The following is a 25,206-nucleotide window of genomic DNA, read 5'->3' on the forward strand; positions in this document are numbered from 1 at the left end:
ATGCCCCTAGGACCGTTCGGCGACGTCGATCCCGCACGCCCGGCGATCGTCGTCGAACCCTCCGGCGTGGTCGTCACCTACGCCGAGTTGGAGGCCCGCTCGAACCAGGCCGCGCACCTGCTGCGAGCGCGCGGTCTCGGTCCCGGCGACCGCGTGGCGATCCTCGCCGAGAATCGCGCCGAATACCTCGAACTGGCCTGGGCGGCGCAGCGCGCCGGGCTCTACTACGTGGGAGTCAACAGCCACCTCACCCCTGGTGAGGTCGGCTACATCATCCGCGACAGCGGCGCCCAGCTGGTGGTCGCGTCCGACAAGCTCGCCGACGTGGCCACCACCGCGCTGACCGACCCCACGCTCGCACCCGCCGGCCGGCTGATGTTCGGAAAACCCCACGACGGGTGGGAGAGCTACGACGACGAGGTCTCGGACTCGCCGCAGACACCGATCCCCGACGAGTCCGAAGGAGACTTCATGCTGTACTCCTCGGGCACCACCGGCCGACCCAAGGGCATCAGGCGGCCGCTACCCGGTGGGCCGCTGGGCACCTATCCGGACACGACCGGACGGTGGCTGCGCGAACTGCTCGGGTTCACGCCCGGCGACACCTATCTCTCGCCGGCTCCGCTCTACCACGCCGCCCCGCTCGCCTGGTGCATGAGCGTGCACCGGAACGGCGGGACCGTCGTGGTCCTCGAGAGTTTCGACGCGGAACTTGCACTCGCGGCCATCGAGCGGCACCGGGTGACCCACAGCCAGTGGGTCCCGACGATGTTCACCCGCCTGCTCAAGCTCCCCGACGAGACACGGGCCCGGTACGACCTGTCGAGCCTGCGCCACGCCGTCCACGCCGCCGCGCCGTGCCCGGTCGAAGTGAAGCGGTCGATGATCCAGTGGTGGGGCCCGATCCTGTTCGAGTACTACTCGAGCACCGAAGCGATCGGCGCCACCGCCATCACCTCGGAGGAATGGCTCCGCAGACCGGGTTCGGTCGGCACCCCCATCCTCGGCCGGCCGTACATCACCGACGACGAGGGCAACGACCTGCCCGCCGGCGAGGTGGGCACGGTGTGGTTCGCCGGGGCGAGCGATTTCGCCTACCACGGTGATCCGGGCAAGACCGCCGCGGTACGCGACGGCCGCGGCGGAGCCTCGGTCGGCGACGTCGGCCACCTCGACGAGGACGGGTATCTGTTCCTCAGCGACCGCAGGACCCACCTCATCATCTCAGGCGGAGTGAACATCTATCCGCGGGAGATCGAGGACGCCCTGCTCATGCACCCCGCCGTCGCCGACATCGCCGTCCTCGGCCTGCCCGATCCCGAGATGGGCGAACGCGTGGTCGCGATCGTGCGACCGGAGGACCCGGCCGCGGCCGGCCCCGAGCTGGCCGGGGAACTGGTCGCCTTCGCCCGTACGAAGCTCGCCGGTTTCAAAGTCCCTCGCGACATCCGGTTCGCCGGGGAACTGCCCCGTACACCCACCGGCAAGATGCGCAAACACGAGCTCAAGGAGCGGCTGTCGCGCCCGGAGACCGAGATCTCCGGCGACTGAGCCGTCGGTGCCCGCCGAAGGCCTTGGCCCTCAGGCGGTCTTCGCCCCGGACTCGATGCGGTGTTGCAGGATTCCGTCGACTCCTTGGAGAAACGTGTCGCAGACCTCCAGCGGGTCGGAGAGGCAGCCCTCGGCCATCGCGCCGTCCCGCAGCATGACGAAGTGCCGGCCCGCGAGCTCGGGTGGCGTCTCCCCGACCTGCGCGAGCACGTCGGTGATGGTGCGCAGGAACCACTCGCGGTGAGCGAGGACGGCCTTGTGAACGGGATGCTCCGGATCCGGATACTCCGCGACGGCGTTGAGGAAGGCGCACCCGCGGAAGCCGGCCGACTGGATGCCGTCGGCGATCGACCTGGCGATGGCTCGCAAGATGTCGGCGCCCGTTCGGCCGCTGCCGAGAACCTTGCCGACCTGATCGCGCTCGGCCTGGTGGACGGCCTGCAGGTACGCGACGACGAGGTCATCCTTGCCGGGAAAATGCCGGTAAAGCGTCGCGCGGGTCACCTTCGCCTCCGCGACGATCCGATCGATCCCGACGGAGTGGATCCCCTCGGTGTAGAAGAGCCGGGTGGCGGTCTCGAGCAGCCGCGACCGCGCCTCGGAAACCTGACCTCGAGCGTTGTGCGCCATCATGACGAGTGTAACCGATAGAACGTTCGGTATATGCCGAAGCCTCCGCCCGGCAGCTCCAGGGCCGCGTACGACGGTCGCTGTCAGCGAAAGCCGTCCAGGCTCGTCCTCTGAACTGGCGAGATGAGGACAGGTGCCGCGGTCGGCAGGAGCTGGAATGTTATCTTTTGAACATGTTCAGTGGATTACCGGATAGCGGTGGACTCCAGCGCTTAGTGTGGATGTCCCGGATCGGGACGACGCTGTTCGTGACGGTGATGTTGGCCCTGTTCGCCGCCTTCGGCCCTTTCGCCATCTTGGCGATCGTCCTGGTGGTGCCCGCTTTGATCACTGGGCTCGGCACTCACCTTCTGAGCCAGGGGCGCCTGGTGGGCGCGGCGGTGACTTTGACCGCGACCTTGCCGTGCGCGGCCCTTGCCGTCACGGTTCCGGAGGAGCACGCCTTCACGGGACCGGTCGCCGGCATCGGAAGCATGTTGTTGGTGCTGTCCTGTGCGCTACTGGGCTTGACCACAGAGGAGATCGTTTCTCGACCTGGCCGCCGGCGTGACGGGACTGCGAGTGTCGCAATAACGTTCCTGGCCTGGACTTTTCTCGCCAGTACGGTCACGTTCGTGCTGGCGGTGGTGCTGGGCCCGGACGCTCGTGGCTGGATGGCTCCCGGCGCCGCGACGTGCGCGAGCCTGTTCGCGCTGGTGACGGCCGTGGTGTGCGTCGCTGTCCGGCGCCTGCGGGCGGGAGCGGTGTTCCTGGCGCTGACACTGTTGTACCCGGGCGTCTGGGGCGGCGTCGTCCTGGTCGCCCGGACCGTTCGAGAGGTCCCCTCTCCGACGTCACCTGCGCCGTTGACCTCACATGCGCCGTCCAGGTCACACGCGCCGACAACGTCGCGTGTGCCGTCGCCGGTGAAAAGCCATTGCGCGTGTTACAGCGGAAGGCCCTGCTCCTGCCCGGGCGGCTGAAACCGCGCTGCCTGATGCGCCCACACTGCTTCGGCCGCCGTCGGTCCGGTTGAGAACGCCTTGGCCTTGTCGAACCTCAGCGCTGAGTGGAGCCCTGGTTCGCGTCGTGCCGATAGGCGTAGTAGATGAGCCCCTTGTGGAAGTCGGCCACCTTGTCGTACAGCGCGCGAGCCGGGGCGTTGTCCAGGGTGTTCCAGTAAAGGCGGGGGAAGCCCTGCTCCTCGGCGTCCCTCGCCACCCACCTGATCATTGCCGTTGCGATGCCCCGCCGCCGTACGTCCGGGTCCACGAACAGGTCCGCCAGATAGCACCTCCCCCCGGCCCCCCAGATGCCGGCGTGGAACACGTAGTGCGCGATGCCGGCCATCTCGCCGTCCACCCGAGCGGCGATCCCGCGTATCCGCTCCCCGCCGAGCACACGTCGCCAGGTCTGCTCGTAACCGTCGTCGCCGATCGCGGTCCCGAAGTAGGCATGGTGCCCACGAGCCAGCACTTCCCAGCCGGCGCGGTCGGATTCGGTCAGGGAGCTGATCTCCACCATGGCGCCCATCCTGTCCTACGGTCAGGTCGGCGGTGGGCGCGCATCAGGAAGCCGGTCAGCGTCGCGTCGAACGGCGCCCTCAGCTTGGGAATCAAATGGAGATCGGCCGTCAGCGTCCCTGACCTGCGGGGGACGTCAACCTACCCGGCGCGGCACCCGACGGTAGTGATGCGCCATTTCTCCGGCGGACGGGCGCGACGGGCCGGGTGCGGCGGTCACGGTCGCGGCGGGGACGCTCTACGGCCGCCCTTGGTCGGTGACGGCGATGCCCTGTTCCGGAAAACAAGCCGTGCTTCCAGATGCGCATGAGCGACAGGAACGGGGGATCCGTCAATCTTTCCAGCGCTCTCCTTTCCGCTCCCGTCGGGCCGGGCGAGTGGCACATGTACGGCCTCGACGGCAGCCGTATCAACTTCGCGTTCGGCATAGCGGCTCCCGACGCCGTGCGTTATGAGTTGCGGTTCGCCGACGCCAATCCGGCACGGATCACGCCGGTCGCCTACGGCGGCGTACGGTATTTCGGATTCGCCTATTCGACCGATCGGCTCGCGAATTACGTTGAGACGGTGGCGGGGTATGACTCGAAGGGCCGGCGAGTCGTGGCCCTGGAGCCGTGGAGTGAGGGCAACCGGCGACCGCGTCCCCAGGTCTCCGCACTGCGAGCACCCGCGACGACGATCGGCTCGGGCGTGGTCGACGGCGTTGCCTGGCGCGTGCAGAAGTTGCCGCCGAAATCGGAGGCCACCTACGCCAAGGCGGGGTTCGGACTCACGGAAATGGCCGGAGGGCTCCCCGCCGGCACCTTCACCTGCGATTCGGTGACCGTCGGAGGGACGAGTGATGCCCCGCAGTGCGGCTCTCTGCAGCCCACCGTAATCGCGCAGCCGAACATGCCGATGAACGGAACGTGTATCGGCCGCGGTGTTTCGACGATCTGCAGCGGCGTCCTAGACCCGCAGGTCGACCGCCTGGTTCTCGTCCTCAGCGACGGCCGCAAGCAGACCTCGCGGCCCGTGATGTTCCACGGCCACCGCTTCACGGCGTTCGCGTACCCGGAGGATCATCCAGCACGCTCGCCCACGGCCTACAACGGCCACGGGGCCATGATCGCCTTTACCGACTTCACCACCGAGCAGTATTGCGCTGGACGCCCTCACTGCCGGCCATGGCGAATCGAACCGACGACCTGTTCATTACGAGTCAGAGGGTCGCCTGGTCCAGGGCCTTGAGGATGCGCTTCTCCGAAACCGGGTACGCGGTGCCGAGCTGCTGCGCGAAGAAGCTGACCCGCAGTTCCTCGATCATCCACCGCACCTCGCGGACCTTCGGGTTGGACGGATGGGCGTCGCGGGTCCGGACGTACCGGGCCTCCACCTGCTGGATCTGCTGCATCCGCTCGCGGTCGCGGTACGGGTCGTCAGGCAGGCGTTCCAGGCGCCGGTCGATGGCGCGGAGGTAGCGGAGCATGTCCGGCAGGCGGGGGGCGCCCGCCGCCGTGACGAAGCCCGGGAAGATCAGCCGGGAGAGCTGGGCGCGCACGTCCGTCAGTGACGAGGCCAGGGTCGGGCTGCCCAGGCTCTTCAGCCGGGCCTCGGCCTCGTGGGCGGCGGCCAGGAGGCGTTGCGCGTGCGCGAAGATGACCGAGGTGGTGTCGCTCAGCTCCGCGCGTACGTGGTCCTTCAGGCGGACGAAGGCCGCCTCGTCCCATGCCGGTCCGCCCGCCTCGGTGATCAGTTTGTCCGCGGCGCAGAGCACGCAGTCCTCCAGCAGCGCCGTGACGCTGCCGTGCGGGGTGCTGCTCAGCACCAGCTTGGCCTGGTTGCTGAGCTTCGACTGCAGCGACTTGACCGGCGACGGGGAGTTCAGCAGCACCAGGCGCCGGGTGCCGCGCCACATCGAGCGCTGCTGCTCCGCCTCGGTCGCGTACGTGCGGATGGCCACGCTGTCGCCCTCGTCGACGAGAGCCGGGTACGCCTTGACCCGTCCGCGCTCGTGGAGGCGGGGGAGCGTGCCGAAGTCCCAGGTCCGCAGGCCCTGCCGCGCGATGGCGTCCGAGGCGCGCGACAGCGTGTCCGACACCTTGGGCGCCAGCTGCCGTTTCAGCGAGGCCAGGTCCTTGCCCTCGGCCAGGGTGTTCCGGCGGTCCACCACCCGGTAGGTGATCTTCAGATGGTCGGGTACCCGGCTGAGGTCCCAGGCCGAGGGTGGTACCTCCACGCCGGTCATCGCCCGGAGTTCGCGCGACAGCGACTCCAGGAGCGGGCCGGATGACGGGTCGAGACGCGACAGCACCTGCCGGGCCACGTCGGGCGCGGGTACGAAGTTGACCCGCAGCCGCTTGGGCAGTGAGCGGATCAGCTCGGTGACCAGGTCCGAGCGCAGCCCGGGGATCTGCCAGTCGAACCCGGCGGCGTCCACCTGGTTGAGCACCGGCAGCGGGATCTGCACCGTCACGCCGTCGGCGTCCGTACCGGGCTCGAACTGGTACGACAGGGGCAGCCGCTGGCCGTCCGCCTGCCAGGCGTCGGGGTAGTCGGCCTGCTGTATCTCCTCGGCCACGTCGTTGACCAGCATCGACGTGGAGAAGGTGAGCAGGTCCGGCGTCTCGCGCCGTGCCTTCTTCCACCAGGAGTCGAAGTGGCGCGCCGACACCGCCGAGGCCGGGAGCCGCTCGTCGTAGAACTCGAACAGCGTCTCGTCGTCCACGACGATGCCGCGCCGGCGGGCCCGGTGTTCGAGCTCCTCGGCCTCTTCGAGGAGCCGCCGGTTGTCGCGCAGGAACTGGTGGTGGCTGTCCCAGTCACCCTCGACCAGGGCGTTGCGGATGAACAGGTCCCGGCACATCTCCGGGTCGATCCGCGCGTAGTTCACCTTGCGCTGCGCCACGATCGGGACGCCGTACAGCGTGACCTTCTCGTACGCCATCACGGCGCCCTGGTTCTTCTCCCAGTGCGGCTCGCTGTAGGTGCGCTTGACCAGATGCCCCGCGAGCGGCTCCACCCACTCCGGCTCGATCCTGGCGGCGATCCGCGCCCAGAGCCGTGAGGTCTCCACCAGCTCCGCCGCCATGACCCAGCGCGGCGGCTTCTTGGCCAGCGCCGATCCCGGGAAGATGGCGAAACGGGCGCTCCGCGCGCCGTCGTACTCCCGCAGCCCCCGTCGCCGGTCCGGGGGGCCGCCGGAGTCCTTCTTGGTCTCGTCCATCAGCCCGATGTGCGACAGCAGCCCGGCCAGCAGAGAGACGTGCACCTGCTGCGGGTCGGCCGGGGTGGAGTTCAGCGTCACCCCGAGGTCCTTGCCGACCTGCCGGAGCTGCCCGAAGATGTCCTGCCACTCGCGTACGCGCAGGTAGTGCAGGTACTCCTGCTTGCACAGCCGCCGGAACTGGTTGCCCGACAGCTCCTTCTGGCGCTCTTGGAGGTAGGTCCACAGGTTGAGGTACGCGAGGAAGTCCGACTCCTTGTCGGCGAACCGCGCGTGCTGTTCGTCCGCCGCCTGCCGCTTCTCGGTGGGGCGCTCGCGCGGGTCCTGGATCGACAGCGCCGCGGCGATGACCATGACCTCGCGTACGCAGCCGTTCTTGTCGGCCTCCAGCACCATGCGGGCGAGCCGGGGGTCGACGGGCAGCTGGGCCAGCTTACGGCCGAGCGGAGTGAGGCCGCCCGAGGCCAGGGCGCCGAGCTCCTCCAGGAGGTTCACGCCGTCCTTGACGTTGCGCCGGTCGGGCGGGTCGATGAACGGGAAGTCGAGGATGTCGCCCAGGCCCAGGTTGGTCATCTGCAGGATGACGGAGGCCAGGTTGGTGCGCAGGATCTCCGCGTCGGTGAACTCCGGCCGGGCGAGGAAGTCCTCCTCGGAGTAGAGCCGGATGCACACCCCCTCCGACAGGCGCCCGCAGCGGCCCTTGCGCTGGTTGGCCGACGCCTGCGACACCGGCTCGATCGGCAGCCGCTGCACCTTGGTCCGGTGGCTGTAGCGCGAGATGCGGGCGGTGCCGGGGTCGATGACGTACTTGATGCCCGGGACGGTCAGCGAGGTCTCGGCGACGTTGGTGGCCAGCACGATGCGCCGGCCCCGGTGCGACTGGAACACCCGGTGCTGCTCGGCCACCGAGAGACGCGCGTACAGCGGGAGTACCTCCACGCCGCGCAGCTTCTGCTTCTCCAGCGCGTCCGCGGTGTCGCGGATCTCGCGCTCGCCGGACAGGAAGACCAGGACGTCACCGGGTGGTTCGAGGGCGAGCTCGTCCACGGCGTCCAGGATCGCCTGCGTCTGGTCGTCCTCCTCCTCGATCGGCCGGTAGCGGACCTCCACGGGGTACGTCCGGCCGGACACCTCGATGATCGGCGCGTCCGCGAAGTGCCGGGAGAAGCGCTCGGGATCGATCGTGGCCGAGGTGATGATCACCTTGAGGTCGGGCCGCCTGGGCAGCAGCTGCTTGACGTAGCCGAGGATGAAGTCGATGTTCAGGCTGCGCTCGTGGGCCTCGTCGATGATCAGCGTGTCGTACCGCCGCAGCATCCGGTCGCGGGTGAGCTCGTTCAGCAGGATGCCGTCGGTCATCACCTTGACCAGCGTGCTGTCGCCCGAGTGGTCGGCGAACCGCACCTGGTAGCCCACGGCCTCGCCGAGCGGGGTGTTCAGCTCCTCGGCGATCCGCTCCGCGACGGTACGGGCGGCGAGCCGGCGCGGCTGGGTGTGGCCGATCAGGCCCTTCACCCCCAGGCCCAGCTCCAGGCAGATCTTCGGCAGCTGCGTGGTCTTGCCGGACCCCGTCTCTCCGGCGACGATCACGACCTGGTTCTTCTCGATGGCGTCGCGGATCTCGTCCTTGCGCCTGCTGACCGGCAGCGCCTCGGGATAGGTGATCTCGGGCATGGCCTCGCGGCGCAGGGCGACGCGGAGTTCGGCGGCCTCGACCTCGGCGGCGACCTTCGCGACGATCGCGTCGCGCGCGGCGGCGTCGCGTGCGCCGCGGATGCCGTCGAGACGGCGGCGCAGCCGATGCTGGTCGCGCAGCATCAACTCGGGCAGCCGTGACCGCACGTCAGAGAGCGAAGATCCCATACAACCGGAAAGGATAGGCAAGCTGCCGGACCACCCGGCGCCTGGGACCACCACCGTGCCCGATGATCAGGCCTCCCGCCACTTATTTTCCCCGGTGGCTGGGCCCGTGCGACTCGCCGCAGTGCCGCTCGATCGTGAGGAACTGCTCCGAGGCATGGTCGACCTGGAGCGTCGTGTGACTGATCCGGTAGTCCTCCGCCAGGACGCATTCGAGGTCCGCGCGTACGGCGTGGCAGTCCTCGCCGAGCGCGACGAGCACGTGCGCCGAGGCGGCCGGCATGCCGGAGGTGATCTGCCAGATGTGCAGGTCGTGCACCTCGACGACGTGCGGGCGGTCGGCCAGGGCGCGCCCGATCAGGTCGGGTACGAGGCCCGTGGGCGCGGCCTCCAGGAAGATGCGCCCCGAGTCGCGTACGAGACCGGCTCCGGCCTTGACCATCAGCGCGACGACGATGAGCGAGGCGATCGCGTCCGCTCGCGCGAAGCCGGTGAGGAGGACCACCAGGCCGGCGATCCCGGTGGCGACGAAGGCGTACAGGTCGGTCACGATGTGCTGGAAGACGCCCTCGATGTTGAGGCTGCCGCGGTTGGCCCGGCCGATCAGCCAGGTCGCGGCCAGGTTGATCACCACCCCGGCGGCGGCCGTGGCGAGCACGAGGCCGCCGGTGACCTCGGGCGGGTGGATGAGGCGCCGGACCGCCTCGTAGGTCAGCCACGCCGACAGCAGCAGAAGGGTGATGCCGTTGGCCTGCGCGGACAGGATCTCGGTCCGGTTGAGCCCGTAGGTGTAGCCGCCACGCGGGGGTCTGGCGGCCAGGCGCATGGCCACCAGTGCCAGCACGATCGAGGCGGCGTCGGTGAGCATGTGCGCGGCGTCGGAGATCAGCGCGATCGAGTGGGCGAGCACCCCGAGGATGACCTCGCCCGCCATGTACGCCAAGATCAGGGCCAGTGCCGCGCTGAGCAGCCGCTTGTCGGACTCGGCGTTCACACCATGCGTGTGGCCGGGACCGGTATGACCGTCTCCGTGCGCATGTCCGTCCGGCATCCGGTGCCCCTCCTCGTCCCCCGATCCCGACGTTACCAAGGGCAGGCGGGATCTCACGCCCGTCGTTGCCGCGACGCGGCGGCGGCGTGGCCGGGACGATCACGATTCTTCCGCTGAGCGGAAGATCCATGGTGGACCGTCCGGCCGGCTTGGCAGTGTGGGGGCCATGGACAAGGTGGTTGCCTCCGCGGCGGAGGCGGTCGCGGACATCGGCGACGGCGCGTCTGTCGCGGTCGGCGGGTTCGGGCTGTGCGGGGTGCCCTTCACGCTCATCGACGCGCTGTACGCGAGCGGTTCGGGTGAGCTGTCGATCGTCTCGAACAACTGCGGGACGATCGGTCTCGGGCTGGGACGCCTGCTCGACGCCGGCCGGATCGCCCGCGCGCGCGGCTCGTACGTCGGTGAGAACAAGGAGCTCGCCCGCCGCTACCTGAGCGGGGAGATCGAGCTGGAGCTGATGCCCCAGGGCACGCTGTCGGAGAAGCTCCGCGCGGGCGGCTGCGGCATCCCGGCGTTCTACACACCCGCCGGCGTGGGCACGCTGGTCGCCGAGGGCGGCCTGCCGTGGCGCTACGGCCCGGACGGTGACGTGGCGGTGGCCTCACCGGCCAAGGAGGTACGGGAGTTCGCCGGCGAGGAGTACGTCCTGGAGGAGAGCATCACCACCGACTTCGCCCTCGTACGCGCGGTCCGCGGCGACCGGCACGGCAACCTGGTCTTCGACAAGTCGGCGCGCAACTTCAACCCGCTGTGCGCGATGGCGGCGCGGGTCGCGGTGGCCGAGGTGGAGGAGCTCGTCGACGCGATCGACCCCGATGAGGTGCACCTACCCGGCATCTTCGTCCAGCGCGTGGTCGCCCTCACCCGGGAGCAGGCCGCCGACAAGCCGATCGAAAAGCGGACGGTGACTCCTTCATGAGCTGGTCCAGGGATGAGATCGCGGCTCGGGCGGCGCAGGAGCTTTCGGACGGCATGTACGTGAACCTGGGAATCGGGCTGCCGACGCTGATCCCCGGTCATCTGCCGGACGACGTGGACGTCGTCATCCATTCCGAGAACGGGCTGCTGGGCGTCGGGCCGTACCCGGCCGAGGACGCCGTCGACTCGGATCTGATCAATGCGGGCAAGGAGACGGTGACCGTACGGGCCGGCGCCTCCTACTTCGACTCGTCGCTGTCGTTCGGCATGATCCGCGGCGGCCACGTGGACGTCGCCGTCCTCGGCGCGATGCAGGTGTCGGCCCGCGGTGACCTGGCCAACTGGGCGGTCCCGGGCAAGATGATCAAAGGCATGGGCGGCGCGATGGACCTCGTGCACGGCGCGCGACGGGTGATCGTGGTCATGGAGCACAACGCCAAGGACGGCGGCTCCAAGATCGTCGAGGAGTGCACGCTCCCGCTGACCGGCAAGGCGTGCGTCCAGCGGATCATCACCGACCTGGGTGTCCTCGACGTCACCCCGGACGGCCTGGTCCTCGTGGAGACCGCGCCGGGCGTGACCGAGCAGGAGATACGCGACCGTACCGATCCGCCGCTCGGGGCGCGCGTGGGAAAGAAGACGAAGGAGACTCCGTGAGCGATCCGCACCCTCCCTACCTCCACCCCCCGTACCGCAGCACGCCGCTGCGGGCCCCCTCGCAGCCGCTCGTGGTGCCCAAGTACGGGCCCGACGCCATCGAGCTGTCCGGTCCGGTGTTCGGCGAGGCCGAGCTGGGCCTGCTCGACAACGACCTGACCAAGCAGCACACCGGTGAGCCCCTGGGCGAGCGGATCGTCGTCACCGGCCGGGTGCTCGACTCCGATGGACGCCCGGTACCCCACACGCTCGTGGAGATCTGGCAGACGAACGCCGCCGGCCGCTACATCCACCTGCGCGACCAGCACCCGGCGCCGCTCGACCCGAACTTCACCGGCGCCGGCCGCTGCCTCACGGACGCGGACGGACGGTACCGGTTCGTCACCATCAAGCCGGGTGCCTATCCGTGGCGCAACCACCACAACGCCTGGCGGCCCGCGCACATCCACTTCTCGGTGTTCGGCCGGGCGTTCGGCCAGCGCCTGGTGACCCAGATGTACTTCCCCGGCGACCCGCTGTTCGCCCACGACCCGATCTTCGGCTCGATCCCGGACGAGAAGGCCAGGGACCGCCTCGTCGCCCGTTTCGACATGGACACGACCGTGCCGGAGTGGGCGCTCGGCTACCAGTGGGACATCGTCCTCGGCGCGACCCCGATGGAGGACTGATGAGCCAGGCCACCCCCTCACAGACGGTGGGTCCCTTCTTCGGCTACGCCCTCCCGTACGGCGATGGCCCCCGCGTCGTCCCCGAATGGCATCCGGACGCGATCCGGATCCACGGCCGGGTGCTGGACGGGGAGGGCGAGCCGCTGCCGGACGCGCTGCTGGAGATCTGGCAGGCCGGTCCCGACGGCGAGGTGCCCACCTCCGTCGGCGGCCTGCGGCGCGACGGGCACGACTTCGCCGGGTTCGGCCGCAGCGCCACCGACGCCGCGGGGCACTACTGGTTCTCCACGCTGAAGCCGGGCGGCCCGGTCCCGCACATCGCGGTGATCGTGTTCGCGCGCGGGCTGCTCAAGTCCGTCGCGACCCGGATCTACTTCCCCGGAGAGCCGGGGAACGCGGAGGACCCGGTGCTGTCCGGGGTCCCGGCCGACCGGCGCGACACCCTGGTCGCCGTACGGGAGGACGACCGGTCCTACCGCTTCGACGTGCACCTGCGGGGCGAACAGGAGACGGTCTTCTTTGCCGCCTGACCTGCTGTCACCGGTCGCCGCCGGCACGGCGGCCGAGAAGGCGACCTCCGGCGAGGCGTGGCTGCGGGCCCTGCTCGACGCCGAGGCGGCGCTGGCCCGCGCCCAGGCACGGCTCGGCATGATCCCGGACGGCGTCGCTGAGGCCATCGCCGGTGCGCGCGTCGACCTGGACGACCTGGCCGTACGGGCGCGGGGCGCCGGCAACCCGGTCGTGCCGCTGGTCGCCGACCTGCGGAAGGTCGCGGGCGAGCACGTCCACCACGGCGCCACGAGCCAGGACATCATGGACACCGCCGCGATGCTCGTCGCGGACCGGACCCGGCGGATCGTGCTGGCCGACCTCGCCCGCACGCTCGACGCCCTGGCCGGGCTGGCCGTACGCCACCGGGACACGCCCATGGCCGGCCGTACGTTCGGGCAGCAGGCCGTGCCGACGACGTTCGGGCTGCGCGCGGCCGGCTGGCTGACCGCCGTCGCGCGGGCGCGTGACGTGCTCGCGGCCGTACCCCTGCCGGCCCAGCTCGGCGGCGCGGCCGGCACGCTGGCGGCGTTCGGCACGCTCGATCTGCTGCCGGTGTTCGCCGAGGAGACCGGGCTGGCCGAGCCCGTACTGCCCTGGCACACCCTCCGCGCGCCCGTCGCCGAGCTGGGCGCGGCGCTGGCCCTCGTCGCCGGTGCCCTCGGGAAGTTCGCCGAGGATGTCGTGCTGCTGGCCCAGACCGAGATCGGCGAGGTCGCCGAGCCCGCCGCTCCCGGACGGGGCGGCTCGTCGGCGATGCCGCACAAGCGCAACCCCGTGCTTGCCGTCATGATCCGTTCGGCCGCGCTGCGGGTGCCGGCGTACGCGCAGATCCTCTTCCAGTCGCAGACGGCGGGCCTGGAACGGCCCGCGGGGGAGTGGCACGCGGAGTGGCTGCCGCTCAATGACGGGCTGCGGCTGACCGGCGGCGCGGCCGAGACCGCGGCCGAGCTGGCCGGCGGGCTCGAGGTCTTCCCGGACCGGATGCGCGCCAACCTGCGCGACGAGCTCCTGTCCGAGCACGTCGTTGCCGAGCTGGCCAGGACCGGCGACCGGCGGAGCGCACGCGAGGCCGTCGACGAGGCACTGCGCTCGGGACGGCCGCTGGGTGATCTGGTGCCCGGCGGCGTGGACCCGGCCGACGTGGTCGGCTGTGCGGGTGAACTCGTCGACCGCGCCCTGGCGGCGTACAGGGGGGCGACATGACACGGCTGCACCATCGTCTCGACGGGCCGGAGGACGCGCCGGTGCTCGTGCTCGGCCCCTCGATCGGCACCACCATCGACCTGTGGGAGCCGCAGCTGGCGGCGCTCGCCGCCTCGTGGCGCGTGCTCCGCTACGACCTGCCCGGCCACGGCGGCTCCGAGGTGCTCCACGGCACCATGGGCGACATCGCCTCCGCGGTCGCCGCCCTGCTCGACACGCTCGGCCTGGAGCGGGTGGCGTACGGGGGCGTCTCGCTCGGCGGCGCGGTCGGCACGACGCTGGCACTGGACCACCCCGGGCGGATCGGCGGCCTGATCCTGTGCTGCACCTCGGCGCGCTTCGGCGACCCGGCGACCTGGCACGACCGCGCCGCGAAGGTGCGTTCCGGTGGCCTCGGACCGCTCGCCGACATGTTCGTCGGCCGCTGGTTCACGCCGGGCTACACCGGGAGCGATTCCGCGCGGGAGATGCTCACGAAGGTGGACGCCGAGGGGTACGCCGCGTGTTGTGAGGCCCTCGCCGCCTTCGACGTACGCGACCGGCTGGGCGAGGTACGCGCGCCGACGCTGGTGATCGCGGGCGCCGAGGACATCGCCACGCCGCTCGACCACGCCGAGACCCTCGCCCAGGGCATCCGCGGCGCGGAGCTGGTCGTCGTGCCCGGCGCCGCCCACCTGGCCAATCTCGAACGCCCCGAACCGGTGACGCACGCGATGCTCCGCCATCTCGAAAGGACGCCATGAGCGAGGGAATGCAGGTACGCCGCGAGGTCCTCGGCGACGCGCACGTCGACCGGGCCGAGGCGCGCAAGACCGGCTTCACGGCCGACTTCCAGGACTTCATCACCCGGTACGCCTGGGGAGAGATCTGGACCCGGCCGCTGCTGGACCGCCGCACTCGGAGCTGCATCACCCTGACCGCGCTGGTCGCCGGGGGACACCTGGAAGAGCTGGCCCTGCACGTACGCGGAGCGCTGCGGAACGGGCTCAGCGCCGACGAGATCAAGGAAGTTCTGCTCCAGGCCGCGGTCTACTGTGGCGTCCCCGCCGCCAACTCCGCCTTCGCCGTCGCCCAGCGCGTCCTGATCGAGGACGGTGTGATCACTGGCAGTGATTGATCGATTTCTCTCCGTGCCCTAGGGGGGGTAATCTCCCCGTCACACCCCGTGTTCACCAGAGGTGTGAACGAGTCTCCGGAACCCCCCGGGAGACCCGATGGATGGGAGATAGGGTCATGCACATGGCAGAGGCCGAGCGGCGGATAAACCAGGTCAAGAACGATGTAGACGAGATCTGGGGCAAGCTGACCGATATCGGGAAGGTGCAAGCCGAGCACACGAAGCAGCTCCGAACGCTCAACGACAATGTCGCGAAGGTCTGGACGACGCAGCAGCAGCACGGCGACCGGCTCAACGATCTCGACGCCGCCGTCGCCGGCCTGGACGAGAAGCTCACGGAGATGCGCGTCACGCAGCTGAGCCACGAGAGTCGTTTCACGAAGATCGACAACCGTTTCGCCCAGATCGACAACCGTTTCGCCCAGATCGACAAGCGCTTCGCCCAGATCGACGAACGCTTCGAGAAGATCGACGAACGCTTCGCCCAGATCGACGAACGCTTCGAGAAGATCGACGAACGTCTGGTCACGCAGGACAAGAAGCTCGACCTGATCATGAAGGCGTTGAACATCGGCGCCAACTGATCCGGCTCGGCGGCGCCTCGACCCATCCCGCAGGTGGGCCGGGGCGCCGCCCTATTGTTGAGGCCGGGCCGGGAGGCGTGCATGGAGAGCGTGGACAGGCCGTCGAGTGTGGCGGGCAAGGTGATGGCGATCCTCGAGGCGTTCGCGCCCGGGGGAGTCCGCCTGACGCTCACCGAGGTCTGCCGCCGCGCCGGGCTGCCGCTCGCGACCGGGCACCGGCTCGTCGGCGAGCTGACCGGTGGTGGCTTCCTCGAACGCCTGCCCGACGGCTCGTACCGCGTCGGGATGCGGCTGTGGCGGATCGGCGCGCAGGCGTCGGCCGCGACCGCGCTGCGCGAGCTGGCGCTGCCGCACATGGAGGACCTCTACGAGGTGACCCACGAGAACGTCCAGCTCGCCGTCCTCAGCGAGCACAAGGCGCTCTACCTCGAACGCCTGCGCGGTCCCCGCTCGGTGCCGATCGTGACCAGAGTCGCCGCCGAACTCCCGCTGCACGCGACCGGTGTGGGCCGGGTGCTCCTCGCCTACGCGCCCGAGGCGTTCGTCGACGAGGTGCTCGCCGAGGGCCTGAGCCCGCACACGCCGCACACCACCACCGACCCCGCCCGGCTGCGCGCCTGCCTGGCCGAGGTGCGCCGGACCGGGTACGCGGTCACCAACGAGGAGATGACCCTCGGCTCCTGCTCGGTCGCCGCGCCGGTGCGGGACGCCGGAGGCGAGGTGCTGGCCGCGTTGTCGCTGGTCACCCGCAGGCAGGGGGCGGACCTCCGCCGGCTCGTGCCGGCCGTGCTCGGCGCGGCGCGGGCGTTGTCGCACGATGTCGCCACCCATGGTGGTTCCACTGAGTGGAAGGATCTCGCCTGACAGTCGCGATCGGGGCATCAGGATTCTTACGCGTCAGTGAAAGTAGGGACGGATGCGCACCAAGGTCGCGATCGCCGGGGCGGGCCCCGCCGGTCTGTTGCTCTCTCATCTGCTGCACCTTCGCGGCATCGACTCGGTCGTCCTGGAGACCCGGGACCGCGGGTACGTCGAGAAACGGCAGCGGGCCGGCATGCTCGAGCAGGGCACGGTCGACGTGCTGCGGAGCAGCGGTGTGGGCCGGCGCCTCGACCGCGAGGGCCTGACCCACCACGGTCTCGAACTGCGGTTCGGCGGTGTCGCGCACCGCATCCCGCTGACCGAGCTGACCTCCGGGCGCACGGTCACCATCTACGCGCAGACCGAGATCGTGAAGGACCTGATCGCCGCCCGGCTGGCGGACGGCGGTGACATCCGCTTCGACACCGAGGTGATCGGCGTCGACCCGGTCGCCCCGTCGGTGACCTACCGGCAGGACGGCGCGACGCACACCCTCGAATGCGACGTCATCGCGGGATGCGACGGCTTCCACGGGGTGAGCCGCCACGCCGTGCCGGGACTGCGGACCTACGAGCGCGAGTACCCGTTCAGCTGGTTGGGTGTGCTCGCCGAGGTGCCGCCGTCGACCGAGGAGCTGATCTACGCCTACAGCGAGCGGGGCTTCGCGCTGCACAGCCTGCGCTCCGAGCGGATCAGCCGTCTCTACCTCCAGGTCGACACCGGCGACGACATCGAGGCCTGGCCCGACGACCGGATCTGGGCCGAGCTGCGCGCCAGGTTCGCGACCACCGACGGGTGGGAGCTGCGGGACGGGCCGATCCTGGAGAAGTCCATCACCCCGATGCGCAGCTTCGTCGCCGAGCCGATGCGGTACGAACGGCTGTTCCTCGCCGGGGACGCCGCGCACATCGTGCCGCCGACCGGAGCCAAGGGCCTCAACCTCGCCATCTCCGACGTCACCGTGCTGGCCGACGCGCTGGGCGCCTGGTACGACTCGGGCTCGGAGGCACTGCTCGACGCCTACTCCGCCACGTGCCTGAAGCGCGTGTGGCGGGCCCAGCACTTCGCGTCGTGGATGACCACCCTGCTGCACAAGGACCCGGCGCAGGACGCCTTCGGGCACCGCCAGCAGCTCTCCCACCTGGAGTACCTCGCGGCGTCGAAGGCCGCCGCGACCACCCTGGCGGAGAACTACGTCGGCGTGGCGCCCACGCTCTGAGACGCGGGACCAGGAAAATCCCGTTGTCCCGCCATCCTGCGCGGACGTACCTTCGGACCCGTGATCTCCATGTCCCAGGCGCTGACCTTCGGCCTCGCCTCTCTGGTCATCATCGTGATCCCCGGCCCGAGCGTGCTCTTCGTGGTCGGCCGGGCTCTGGCGTACGGCCGCCGTACGGCTCTCGTCTCGGTCGTCGGCAACGAGGCGGGCGCCCTCGTCGTGGTCGTCGCCGTCGCGTTCGGCGTCGGCGCGGTGGTCGAACGCTCCGTGCTGGTCTTCACGGCGATCAAGCTGTGCGGCGCGGCGTACCTCGTCTTCCTCGGGGTCCGCGCGCTGCTGCGCGGCCGCGGCCACGCGGGCCCGCAGGAGGCGGCGGCCGAGCGCGGCGGCTGGCGGGCCGCCGCCGACGGGTTCCTGGTCGGGGTGGCCAACCCGAAGACCGTGGTGTTCTTCGCCGCGGTGCTTCCGCAGTTCGTCGACCGCGGCCGCGGCGGCGTCCCGGCGCAGATGCTCGTACTCGGCCTCATCTTCGTCATCATCGCGCTGGTCTGCGACTCGACCTGGAGCCTGGCCGCCAGCGGAGCACGCGACTGGTTCGGCCGCTCACCGCGGCGGCTGCGCCTGGTCGGGGGAGCGGGCGGCCTCGCCATGATCGGCCTCGGCATCGGTGTGGCCGTCACGGGCCGTAAGACCTGACCACGCCCAAGTCACCATCGAAGGGGTCGCATGACACTCGCCGCGAAGGGCTCCCGGCAGATCACCGTTGATGGGGTCGCCTTCCGCCTCACCATGCCCTACGCGTGTCCGGACAACGGGATGCCCGCGGCGGCGGTGCTCCCCGGCACGGTCGCCTCGGCGATCATCCAGGCGCTGGCCGACTGCCGGCGGCCCCCGGCCCCGCGACCGCCGTTCGCGCTGACGCCGGACGAGTGGGCGGTCCCGGCCATCCGATACCGCGACGAGCCGCGCCCGATCAGGCGGAGACGCCGTCGGGCGGGGTGGTGCCGGCCGGGCGGTCGCCGTCTCCGGCAGCACGACCTGACGGTCGTCAATCACCTGCGTCGCTACCGTCACAGGAGATAACGTGCGTTTCTCCTGAAAGGGGGCAAGGTGGCGAAGCTCAACCAGATCATCGCCGTGGAGAAGGGCGTCAAGAGCGGTGCCCTCCGCGACCTGACCGACGCGCACCATGGCCTGCAGAAGCCGGCGCTGCTGGCCGGTATCTCACGGGTCTACCAGCCCAAGGACGAAGAGGGAGAGCAGCTCCCGCCGGAGTCGACGCGGGTGCAGATCAAGGCCGACGAGGTCATCCGCCGGACCGCGTCGGTCATGACCAGGCTGTTCGACGTGACCGCCACCAAGGACTGGGCCAACTGCACCGCCAAGGCCGACGTCACCGTCGACGGCCAGGCGATCCTGCGGGACGTCCCGGTGTCGTACCTGCTCTTCCTGGAGAAGCAGCTCACCGACCTGCACACGTTCGTCAAGAAGCTGCCGGTCCTGGACGCGGCCGAGGCATGGGCGTTCGACGACTCGGCCGACTGCTGGAAGACCGAGCCGGTGCGTACGAACCGCACCAAGAAGGTCCCGCGTAACCACGTGAAGGCCGAGGCGACCGAGAAGCACCCGGCGCAGGTCGAGGTGTACTACGAGGACATCGCCGTCGGTTACTGGACCACGGTGAAGTTCTCCGGCGCGCTGCCCGCCAAGCGGATCAACGAGCTGCTGGACCGGGTGGAGCGGCTCCAGCGCGCGGTGAAGTTCGCCCGCGAGGAGGCCAACGGCGCCGAGGTCACCGACCAGCGCACCGGTGACGCGGTCTTCCGTTACCTGTTCGAGTAGTCTCACAGACTCCCCCGCGCAGGCGGGGGAAGCGCAAGGAGCGCAAGCTGAAACTGAAGGTCAGCCTGAACAGCGGTGACAGTGGGGGTTCGAGTCCCTCTCCCGGCACGACGCGCCGGGATGGCCCAACCGGTAGAGGCAGCCGCTCAATCTCAGACTCTCGCTCCAGATTCAGTATTCGCCACCGAACACCGGATCGACCGAGTGCGGACGAAACTCGCCGGGGTGCCGGTTCGAGCCCGGCATGCGGCTCCACGTGCCGCGTTAGCTCAATAGGTAGAGCACGACGATCTCAGGACTGATCCGCACTCTTAAACGTGCCGGTGTGCGCAACTGGGTGGCACACCAGGGGTCCGGAGGATGGACAACGCCTCCGGACCCCACCACCCGCCGTCAGGCGAAGACGCCGTCGGGCGGGGGCGGTGACGGGCGTGCGGTCGCGTCGGTGACCGGTCGTGCTCCGGCGGTGAATCTCGTGAGCTCGTCCCCGTGCAGTACCCGGCCGGGGAAGGGGTCGCCCGCGGCCCTGCGGACCAGGCCGGCCACCGGTGGTTCGCCGTGCCCGGCGACCAGGACCAGGTTGCCGAACCTCCGGCCCCGCAGCACCGCCGGGTCGGCGATCAGACAGGCCTCCGGCAGGACCGTACGCAGCGTGGCCACCTGGGCGCGGGCGAAGGACAGGGGTGCGCCGTCGGCGAGGTTCGCCGCGAACAGGCCCCCGGCGCGCAGGGTGCGCGCGGCGGCGGTGAAGAACTCCACCGACGTCAGGTGGGCCGGGGAGCGGCCGCCCGCGTACACATCGCTCACGACCAGGTCGAAGGCGTCCTCCGGTGCGCGCGTGAGGATCTCGCGGGCGTCGCCGGTACGGATCCGGACCCGGGCTCCGCGGTCCAGCGGAAGCCGCCGGCGTACGAGGTCGACGAGGGCGGCGTCGATCTCGATCACCTGCTGGGAGGAGCGCGGCCGGGTGGCGGCGACATAGCGTGCCAGGGTCAGCCCCCCGCCGCCGAGGTGCAGGACCCGCAGTGGCCGTCCGGCCGCCGCGGCCAGGTCGGTCACGTGGCCGAGCCGCCGGACGTACTCGAAGTCGAGATAGGCCGGGTCGTCGAGGTCGACGTGGGACTGTGGCGTGCCGTTCACCACGAGAGTCCACGAGCGCGGCCGGTCGGCGTCCGGGACGAGCTCGGCGACGCCCGAGTCGATCTTCTCCTCGACGCGGGCCGGGCGCTGTCGGTGTGCCATCGCTCCAGTATCGACGACCTGCGAAGGCGTGAGTGCCTTGTCACACTCCGGAGGGATTGAGGAGACTCTCGGTAGGCGTATAGTTAGTTAGCACTAAACAACATTTAAAGTCACGACTTCAGGAGCCCGCCCTCCATGACAACGCCCGCCCAGACGCACAGACGAGCGGAGCAGACGAAACCCCTCGGGCCGAGCTACAAGTGGATCGCCCTGTCGAACACCACGCTCGGTGTCCTCATGGTGACGATCAACCAGTCGATCGTCCTCATCGCGCTGCCGAACATTTTTAACGGAATCGGGCTCAATCCCCTCGATTCCGGTAACACGAGTTACCTGCTGTGGATGATGATGGGCTTCTTGGTCGTCACCGCCGTCCTGGTGGTGTCGTTCGGCAAGCTCGGCGACATGTACGGCAGGGTCCGCATGTACAACCTCGGCTTCGCGGTGTTCACCGTCTGTTCCATCCTGCTCTCGGTCAGCTGGATGCATGGTGCGAACGCGGCGCTATGGCTGATCGGCTGGCGCATCGTCCAGGGAGTCGGCGGCGCGTTGCTGTTCGCGAACTCCACCGCGATCATCACCGACGCCTTCCCCGCCACCCGGCGTGGCACGGCGCTGGGCATCAACGCGATCGCGGCGATCGCCGGCTCGTTCATCGGCCTGATCCTCGGCGGTGTCCTGGGGCCGGTCAACTGGCACTGGATCTTCCTCGTCTCGGTGCCGGTCGGCGTCTTCGGCACGTTCTGGGCCTACATCAAGCTGCACGACACCGGCGTGCGGAAGAAGGCCAAGATCGACTGGTGGGGCAACGTGACCTTCGCGGTCGGCCTCATCTCCATACTCGTAGGCATCACGTACGGCCTCCAGCCGTACGGCGGTCACACGATGGGCTGGACCAACCCCGCGGTGCTGGGCGCACTCATCGGCGGCATCGTCATTCTGGTCGTCTTCCTGATCATCGAGAGCAAGGTCAAGGAGCCGCTGTTCCGGCTGTCGCTCTTCCGCGACCGGACCTTCGCCGCCGGCAACCTCGCCAGCCTGCTGACCGCCCTCGGCCGTGGTGGCCTGCAGTTCATGCTGATCATCTGGCTGCAGGGCATCTGGCTGCCGCAGCACGGCTACAGCTTCGAGGACACCCCGCTGTGGGCGGGCATCTACATGATCCCGCTGACGGTCGGCTTCCTGCTGGCGGCGCCGCTGTCCGGCATGCTGTCGGACAAGCTCGGCCACCGGTACTTCACCGTGGGCGGCACGCTCATCACCGCGCTGAGCTTCGCGCTGCTGCTGGCCATCCCGGTGAACTTCTCCTATGGCGTCTTCGCCCTGCTGCTGGTCATCAACGGCATCGGCTCCGGCATGTTCGCCTCGCCCAACCGCGCGGAGATCATGAACGCGGTCCCGCCGGACCAGCGCGGCGTCGGGGCGGGCATGAACGCCACGTTCCAGAACTCCTCGATGGTGCTGTCCATCGGCATCTTCTTCAGCCTGATGGTCGTCGGCCTCTCCCACAGCCTGCCGACGACGATGCACGACGGCCTGGTCGCGCAGGGTGTCCCGGACCAGGCGGCGCAGACGGTCTCCCACCTGCCGCCGATCGCCGTGCTGTTCGCCGCCTTCCTCGGCTACAACCCGATGAAGCAGCTTCTCGGCTCCCAGCTGGACCACCTCCCGCCGGGCCATGCCTCCTACCTGACCGGCCGGAGCTACTTCCCGCGCCTGATCACGGAGCCGTTCCACCAGGGCCTGGTGATCGCCTTCCTGTTCGCCATCATCGCCTGCGTCATCGCCGCCTTCGCCTCGCTGCTGACCAAGCGCCGCAAGTCTCCCCAGCACGAGTCCGTCGGCTCGGAGCTGGCGGGTGTCGCGGGCGAGGCCGACGGCGGGATCGGCGAGCTCAACACGCCGCAGATGTCGCCGAACGGTTACGGGCCCTTGCCCACAGAGTCGTTCGTGCACGAGGGCACCGGCAGTCAGGGCTCACACGGTGTCGAGGGATTCGTGCACGACGGCAGGGGAAACCCCGTGGCGTACGCGGCGATCACGATCGCCGGTCCGGACGGCCACCAGCTCGGGCGCACCAACACCGGTGAGGACGGGCGCTACGCGTTCCAGGCGCCCCCCGGGGACTATCTCGTGATCACGACCGCGCCCGGGTGGTCTCCGGAGGCGGCCACCGTCCTGGTCGGTTCCTTCGGGGCGGTGCAGGACTTCGTCCTCGTGCCCGACGAGACGGGCCCGACCGGTGAGATGCGGGGCGTCGTCCGGTCCCCGGACGGGATACCGCTCGGCGGCATCACGACCACGGTCACCGACGAGACCGGCGAGGTCGTCGCGACGACGACGACCGGTCCCGACGGGTCCTACCAGATCACCGGCCTCGCGGACGGGCACTACACGCTCGTCGCCGCCGGGCACCGGCCGGCGACGGTCGCGGTCCAGGTCGGCGGGGACGAGCCCGCCACCGTACGCGTGGCACTGGGCGAATGAACATCGGACCGGAGCCGGCGGCGACGGCGGGGCGGCTCAAGCTCGCCATGACCGCTCTCACCCGCCGGCTCCGCAAGGACTGGCCGGACGAGCTGACCCCCAGCCGCGTGACCGCGCTGGCCACCGTGGCGGCGGGCGAGCCGCTCGCCGTCGGTGAGCTGGCCAAGCGCATGGGGGTCAGCACGCCGACGGTGTCCCACATCGTCGACGCACTGGACAAACAGGGCCTGATCGCCCGGCTGCCGGACCCACACGACCGGCGGATCTGCCGGCTCGCCACCAGCGATGCCGGCGCGGAGGTGCTGGAGGAGCTGAGCAGGCGCACCACCGGCATCCTCGCGGACCGGATCCATCAGCTGCCGCCCGCCCAGCAGAGCGCCCTCGAGGCCGCGCTGCCCGCCCTCGAGGCCCTCGCGGCAGCCCCGGAATAGCCGAAATCGGAGGAAGAATATCTATGGTGGAGAACACGGCGCTCCGTGAGACGCTCGTCGTCTTCGGCACCGTCCGGCGGACCGAGGGCCCCCCGGTTTCCGGGGCCGTGGTGACGCTGGCCGACATGGCCGGCCGCAAGATCGGTTCGGCCTACACCGGCCCGGACGGTGAATACCGCCTTACCGTCAGCACCGGCGGCACGTACCTGATCATCGCCTCCGCGCTGGGGCACGAGCCGATCGCCTCTCTCGTCGCGGTCGGCGACGAGACGGTCCGTCACGACATGACCGTGGCCGGCGTCGGCGGGCTCACCGGGATGGTGCGCATCGCCGGCACCGGACGGCCGGTGGCCGACGCCACCATCACCGTCACCGATGTCCAGGGTGAGGTCGTCGGGACCGCGCGCACCGGAATGGAGGGGGGCTTCTCCTTCATCAGCCTGCCCGAGGGCATGTACACGCTGGTGGTCTCGGCCCCCTCCCATCAGCCGGCCGCCGCGGCGGTGACCATCCGCCAGGGCGCCCAGGCACGTCAGGACCTGGTGCTGGCCGCGCGCGGCTCGATGCACGGGGAGGTCTGGACGCACGATCGCCCGTACCCGGGCGCACGGGTCTCGCTGATGAACGAGGCAGGAAAGATCGTGGCGACTACGATGAGCGATTCCGACGGTTTGTTCGTCTTCGAGGACCTTCCGCTGGGGACCTACACGCTCGTCGCCGCCGGCCATGGCCCGGCCGCCGTACCCGTCCAGGTGAAGGACGGCAACGCCGTCGACGCCGACGTCACGCTGACCGCCTGAAAGGGGCGCCTCTCGTGAATCCCACTGTCAGTGTCCGGGTGATCGCTCCCGGCGGCTGGCCGGTCGAGCACGCGGTCCTCACACTCACGGACACGACCGGACAGCAGATCGGCCGTACGACGGTGGACTCCGCCGGCCGTGCCGCGATCCCGCAGGTGCCACCCGGCGCGTACACGCTCATCATCGCCGCGCCCGGCCACCAGCCGGTCGCACGCTCCGCCGTCGTCGGTGCCGGAGGGCTCGACCTGGGTGAGGTCGAACTGACCGCCACCGGCGAGCTGAGACTGCCCGACCCCGGCGTCTGGGACATCGACCCGGTGCACTCCTCGGTACGCATCCGCGCGCGCCACATCGGCCTGGCGAGCGTGCACGGCCGGATCGCGGACTTCACGGGCTCGATCGTGGTGACCCACCCGGTGGAGAACTCCGTCGTGGAGGTCACGCTCCAGGCCGGCAGCGTCGACACCGGCAACTCCGACCGCGACACGCACCTGCGCAGCAAGGACTTCCTGCACACCGAGGCGTTCCCCGAGATCACCTTCCGCAGCAAGGGCCTGCGGCCGCTCGCCGAGGACCGCTGGGCGATGGACGGCGAGATCACCATCCGCGGTGTGACCCGCCAGATCGTGCTCGACACCACCTACCTGGGCGTCGGCCCGGACCCCTGGGGCGGCGTGCGCGCCGCCTTCCACTCGGTGACCGAGCTGCGGCGAGAGGACTTTGCGATCGACTGGAACCAGGCGGTACGGGTCGGTATCGGCGTGGTCGGCGGCATTCTCCAGGTCGAGCTGGACATCGAGATGGTACGCCGCTGAGGCCTTGTACT

At 70.0% G+C, this 25,206-nt stretch carries 25 protein-coding genes; 20 read left to right on the plus strand and 5 right to left on the minus strand.

The genetic code is table 11. The annotated features are described in order from the left end of the window. The gene (locus FB559_RS29215) at positions 1-1,551 is read left to right on the plus strand and encodes an acyl-CoA synthetase (RefSeq protein WP_141959622.1); all 1,551 of its coding nucleotides are present in this window, start codon (positions 1-3) and stop codon (positions 1,549-1,551) included. Positions 1,552-1,581: 30 nt separating this feature from the next. Here FB559_RS29215 and FB559_RS29220 read toward each other — a convergent pair whose 3' ends face one another. Further along, positions 1,582-2,181: a TetR/AcrR family transcriptional regulator gene (locus FB559_RS29220; RefSeq protein WP_141959624.1), complete on the minus strand. Its 600-nt coding sequence runs from the start codon at positions 2,179-2,181 to the stop codon at positions 1,582-1,584. Between the two features lie 173 nt (positions 2,182-2,354). On the opposite strand from FB559_RS29220, the gene FB559_RS29225 reads away from it, so the two are divergent. Then, positions 2,355-3,143: a hypothetical protein gene (locus FB559_RS29225; RefSeq protein WP_141959626.1), complete on the plus strand. Its 789-nt coding sequence runs from the start codon at positions 2,355-2,357 to the stop codon at positions 3,141-3,143. Positions 3,144-3,219: 76 nt separating this feature from the next. Here the strand turns inward: FB559_RS29225 and FB559_RS29230 are convergent, their stop codons facing one another. Next, positions 3,220-3,684, minus strand: a complete 465-nt coding sequence (locus tag FB559_RS29230; RefSeq protein ID WP_185792448.1) for a GNAT family N-acetyltransferase — start codon at positions 3,682-3,684, stop codon at positions 3,220-3,222. A gap of 305 nt (positions 3,685-3,989) precedes the next feature. Here FB559_RS29230 and FB559_RS29235 point away from each other — a divergent pair, with 305 nt between their 5' ends. Then, on the plus strand, positions 3,990-4,913 hold the full coding sequence (locus FB559_RS29235; RefSeq protein WP_141959630.1) for a hypothetical protein: 924 nt from the start codon (positions 3,990-3,992) through the stop codon (positions 4,911-4,913). Here FB559_RS29235 and hrpA read toward each other — a convergent pair. Together hrpA and FB559_RS29245 are read right to left on the minus strand one after the other, a co-directional pair. After that, positions 4,885-8,751: an ATP-dependent RNA helicase HrpA gene (gene hrpA, locus FB559_RS29240; protein WP_141959632.1), complete on the minus strand. Its 3,867-nt coding sequence runs from the start codon at positions 8,749-8,751 to the stop codon at positions 4,885-4,887. The two genes, FB559_RS29235 and hrpA, sit on opposite strands and share 29 nt — an antisense overlap. A gap of 82 nt (positions 8,752-8,833) precedes the next feature. Beyond that, complete coding sequence (locus FB559_RS29245) at positions 8,834-9,799, minus strand: cation diffusion facilitator family transporter (protein WP_141959634.1); 966 nt, start codon at positions 9,797-9,799, stop codon at positions 8,834-8,836. Positions 9,800-9,965: 166 nt separating this feature from the next. Here FB559_RS29245 and FB559_RS29250 point away from each other — a divergent pair, with 166 nt between their 5' ends. The 13 genes from FB559_RS29250 to FB559_RS29305 all read left to right on the plus strand — a co-directional run bounded on the left by FB559_RS29250 (position 9,966) and on the right by FB559_RS29305 (position 19,420). Beyond that, complete coding sequence (locus FB559_RS29250; RefSeq protein WP_141959636.1) at positions 9,966-10,718, plus strand: CoA transferase subunit A; 753 nt, start codon at positions 9,966-9,968, stop codon at positions 10,716-10,718. After that, positions 10,715-11,374: a CoA transferase subunit B gene (locus tag FB559_RS29255; protein WP_141959638.1), complete on the plus strand. Its 660-nt coding sequence runs from the start codon at positions 10,715-10,717 to the stop codon at positions 11,372-11,374. Before FB559_RS29250 ends, FB559_RS29255 begins: the two co-directional genes overlap by 4 nt. Then, entirely contained in the window at positions 11,371-12,042 is a 672-nt protein-coding gene (gene pcaH, locus FB559_RS29260; RefSeq protein ID WP_141959640.1) for a protocatechuate 3,4-dioxygenase subunit beta, read from the plus strand. Before FB559_RS29255 ends, pcaH begins: the two co-directional genes overlap by 4 nt. Then, positions 12,042-12,572, plus strand: a complete 531-nt coding sequence (gene pcaG, locus FB559_RS29265; RefSeq protein ID WP_141959642.1) for a protocatechuate 3,4-dioxygenase subunit alpha — start codon at positions 12,042-12,044, stop codon at positions 12,570-12,572. Before pcaH ends, pcaG begins: the two co-directional genes overlap by 1 nt. Then, positions 12,562-13,797 (plus strand): 3-carboxy-cis,cis-muconate cycloisomerase, encoded by a 1,236-nt coding sequence (gene pcaB, locus FB559_RS29270; protein WP_141959644.1) that lies wholly within the window; start codon positions 12,562-12,564, stop codon positions 13,795-13,797. Before pcaG ends, pcaB begins: the two co-directional genes overlap by 11 nt. Beyond that, a complete protein-coding gene (gene pcaD, locus FB559_RS29275; RefSeq protein ID WP_221640224.1) occupies positions 13,794-14,540 on the plus strand; it encodes a 3-oxoadipate enol-lactonase in 747 nt (248 codons plus the stop codon). Before pcaB ends, pcaD begins: the two co-directional genes overlap by 4 nt. Then, on the plus strand, positions 14,537-14,914 hold the full coding sequence (gene pcaC / locus FB559_RS44900; protein WP_221640225.1) for a 4-carboxymuconolactone decarboxylase: 378 nt from the start codon (positions 14,537-14,539) through the stop codon (positions 14,912-14,914). The genes pcaD and pcaC overlap by 4 nt, the downstream gene beginning before the upstream one ends. A 122-nt stretch (positions 14,915-15,036) precedes the next feature. Further along, positions 15,037-15,498, plus strand: coding sequence for a hypothetical protein (locus tag FB559_RS29280; RefSeq protein ID WP_141959646.1), 462 nt, complete (start codon positions 15,037-15,039; stop codon positions 15,496-15,498). A gap of 81 nt (positions 15,499-15,579) precedes the next feature. Next, positions 15,580-16,362 (plus strand): IclR family transcriptional regulator, encoded by a 783-nt coding sequence (locus tag FB559_RS29285; RefSeq protein ID WP_141959648.1) that lies wholly within the window; start codon positions 15,580-15,582, stop codon positions 16,360-16,362. A gap of 52 nt (positions 16,363-16,414) precedes the next feature. Next, positions 16,415-17,578, plus strand: coding sequence for a 4-hydroxybenzoate 3-monooxygenase (locus FB559_RS29290; protein ID WP_141959650.1), 1,164 nt, complete (start codon positions 16,415-16,417; stop codon positions 17,576-17,578). Positions 17,579-17,647: 69 nt separating this feature from the next. After that, positions 17,648-18,274, plus strand: coding sequence for a LysE family translocator (locus tag FB559_RS29295; RefSeq protein WP_141961997.1), 627 nt, complete (start codon positions 17,648-17,650; stop codon positions 18,272-18,274). 30 nt (positions 18,275-18,304) lie between these two features. Further along, positions 18,305-18,661, plus strand: coding sequence for a hypothetical protein (locus FB559_RS29300; protein WP_141959652.1), 357 nt, complete (start codon positions 18,305-18,307; stop codon positions 18,659-18,661). A gap of 27 nt (positions 18,662-18,688) precedes the next feature. Next, positions 18,689-19,420 carry a DUF7873 family protein gene (locus FB559_RS29305; protein WP_141959654.1) on the plus strand — a complete coding sequence of 244 codons (732 nt, stop codon included), beginning with the start codon at positions 18,689-18,691 and terminating at the stop codon, positions 19,418-19,420. Between the two features lie 393 nt (positions 19,421-19,813). On the opposite strand, the gene FB559_RS29310 is transcribed toward FB559_RS29305, so the two are convergent. Next, positions 19,814-20,662, minus strand: coding sequence for a spermidine synthase (locus FB559_RS29310; RefSeq protein ID WP_141959656.1), 849 nt, complete (start codon positions 20,660-20,662; stop codon positions 19,814-19,816). A gap of 135 nt (positions 20,663-20,797) precedes the next feature. Here FB559_RS29310 and FB559_RS29315 point away from each other — a divergent pair, with 135 nt between their 5' ends. Genes FB559_RS29315 through FB559_RS29330 form a run of 4 tightly spaced genes read left to right on the plus strand, consistent with a single transcriptional unit; the run spans position 20,798 to position 25,195 of the window. Next, entirely contained in the window at positions 20,798-23,149 is a 2,352-nt protein-coding gene (locus tag FB559_RS29315; protein WP_141959658.1) for an MFS transporter, read from the plus strand. Further along, positions 23,146-23,580: a MarR family winged helix-turn-helix transcriptional regulator gene (locus FB559_RS29320; RefSeq protein ID WP_141959660.1), complete on the plus strand. Its 435-nt coding sequence runs from the start codon at positions 23,146-23,148 to the stop codon at positions 23,578-23,580. The genes FB559_RS29315 and FB559_RS29320 overlap by 4 nt, the downstream gene beginning before the upstream one ends. A 23-nt stretch (positions 23,581-23,603) precedes the next feature. Then, positions 23,604-24,380, plus strand: a complete 777-nt coding sequence (locus tag FB559_RS29325; protein WP_141959662.1) for an MSCRAMM family protein — start codon at positions 23,604-23,606, stop codon at positions 24,378-24,380. 14 nt (positions 24,381-24,394) lie between these two features. Next, positions 24,395-25,195: a YceI family protein gene (locus FB559_RS29330; RefSeq protein ID WP_246122155.1), complete on the plus strand. Its 801-nt coding sequence runs from the start codon at positions 24,395-24,397 to the stop codon at positions 25,193-25,195. Positions 25,196-25,206: the final 11 nt, after the last annotated feature.

This window comes from Actinoallomurus bryophytorum, assembly GCF_006716425.1.
Taxonomy (GTDB): Bacteria; Actinomycetota; Actinomycetes; order Streptosporangiales; family Streptosporangiaceae; genus Actinoallomurus; species Actinoallomurus bryophytorum.

Bases quoted from the DNA above. Each gene is read 5' to 3' on its own strand.
- FB559_RS29215 (WP_141959622.1), top strand. From the start codon at position 1: ATGCCCCTAGGACCGTTCGGCGACGTCGATCCCGCACGCCCGGCGATC.
- FB559_RS29220 (WP_141959624.1), bottom strand. From the start codon at position 2,181: ATGGCGCACAACGCTCGAGGTCAGGTTTCCGAGGCGCGGTCGCGGCTG.
- FB559_RS29225 (WP_141959626.1), top strand. From the start codon at position 2,355: ATGTTCAGTGGATTACCGGATAGCGGTGGACTCCAGCGCTTAGTGTGG.
- FB559_RS29230 (WP_185792448.1), bottom strand. From the start codon at position 3,684: ATGGTGGAGATCAGCTCCCTGACCGAATCCGACCGCGCCGGCTGGGAA.
- FB559_RS29235 (WP_141959630.1), top strand. From the start codon at position 3,990: ATGAGCGACAGGAACGGGGGATCCGTCAATCTTTCCAGCGCTCTCCTT.
- hrpA (WP_141959632.1), bottom strand. From the start codon at position 8,751: ATGGGATCTTCGCTCTCTGACGTGCGGTCACGGCTGCCCGAGTTGATG.
- FB559_RS29245 (WP_141959634.1), bottom strand. From the start codon at position 9,799: ATGCCGGACGGACATGCGCACGGAGACGGTCATACCGGTCCCGGCCAC.
- FB559_RS29250 (WP_141959636.1), top strand. From the start codon at position 9,966: ATGGACAAGGTGGTTGCCTCCGCGGCGGAGGCGGTCGCGGACATCGGC.
- FB559_RS29255 (WP_141959638.1), top strand. From the start codon at position 10,715: ATGAGCTGGTCCAGGGATGAGATCGCGGCTCGGGCGGCGCAGGAGCTT.
- pcaG (WP_141959642.1), top strand. From the start codon at position 12,042: ATGAGCCAGGCCACCCCCTCACAGACGGTGGGTCCCTTCTTCGGCTAC.
- pcaD (WP_221640224.1), top strand. From the start codon at position 13,794: ATGACACGGCTGCACCATCGTCTCGACGGGCCGGAGGACGCGCCGGTG.
- pcaC (WP_221640225.1), top strand. From the start codon at position 14,537: ATGAGCGAGGGAATGCAGGTACGCCGCGAGGTCCTCGGCGACGCGCAC.
- FB559_RS29280 (WP_141959646.1), top strand. From the start codon at position 15,037: ATGGCAGAGGCCGAGCGGCGGATAAACCAGGTCAAGAACGATGTAGAC.
- FB559_RS29285 (WP_141959648.1), top strand. From the start codon at position 15,580: ATGGAGAGCGTGGACAGGCCGTCGAGTGTGGCGGGCAAGGTGATGGCG.
- FB559_RS29290 (WP_141959650.1), top strand. From the start codon at position 16,415: ATGCGCACCAAGGTCGCGATCGCCGGGGCGGGCCCCGCCGGTCTGTTG.
- FB559_RS29295 (WP_141961997.1), top strand. From the start codon at position 17,648: ATGTCCCAGGCGCTGACCTTCGGCCTCGCCTCTCTGGTCATCATCGTG.
- FB559_RS29300 (WP_141959652.1), top strand. From the start codon at position 18,305: ATGACACTCGCCGCGAAGGGCTCCCGGCAGATCACCGTTGATGGGGTC.
- FB559_RS29310 (WP_141959656.1), bottom strand. From the start codon at position 20,662: ATGGCACACCGACAGCGCCCGGCCCGCGTCGAGGAGAAGATCGACTCG.
- FB559_RS29315 (WP_141959658.1), top strand. From the start codon at position 20,798: ATGACAACGCCCGCCCAGACGCACAGACGAGCGGAGCAGACGAAACCC.
- FB559_RS29320 (WP_141959660.1), top strand. From the start codon at position 23,146: ATGAACATCGGACCGGAGCCGGCGGCGACGGCGGGGCGGCTCAAGCTC.
- FB559_RS29325 (WP_141959662.1), top strand. From the start codon at position 23,604: ATGGTGGAGAACACGGCGCTCCGTGAGACGCTCGTCGTCTTCGGCACC.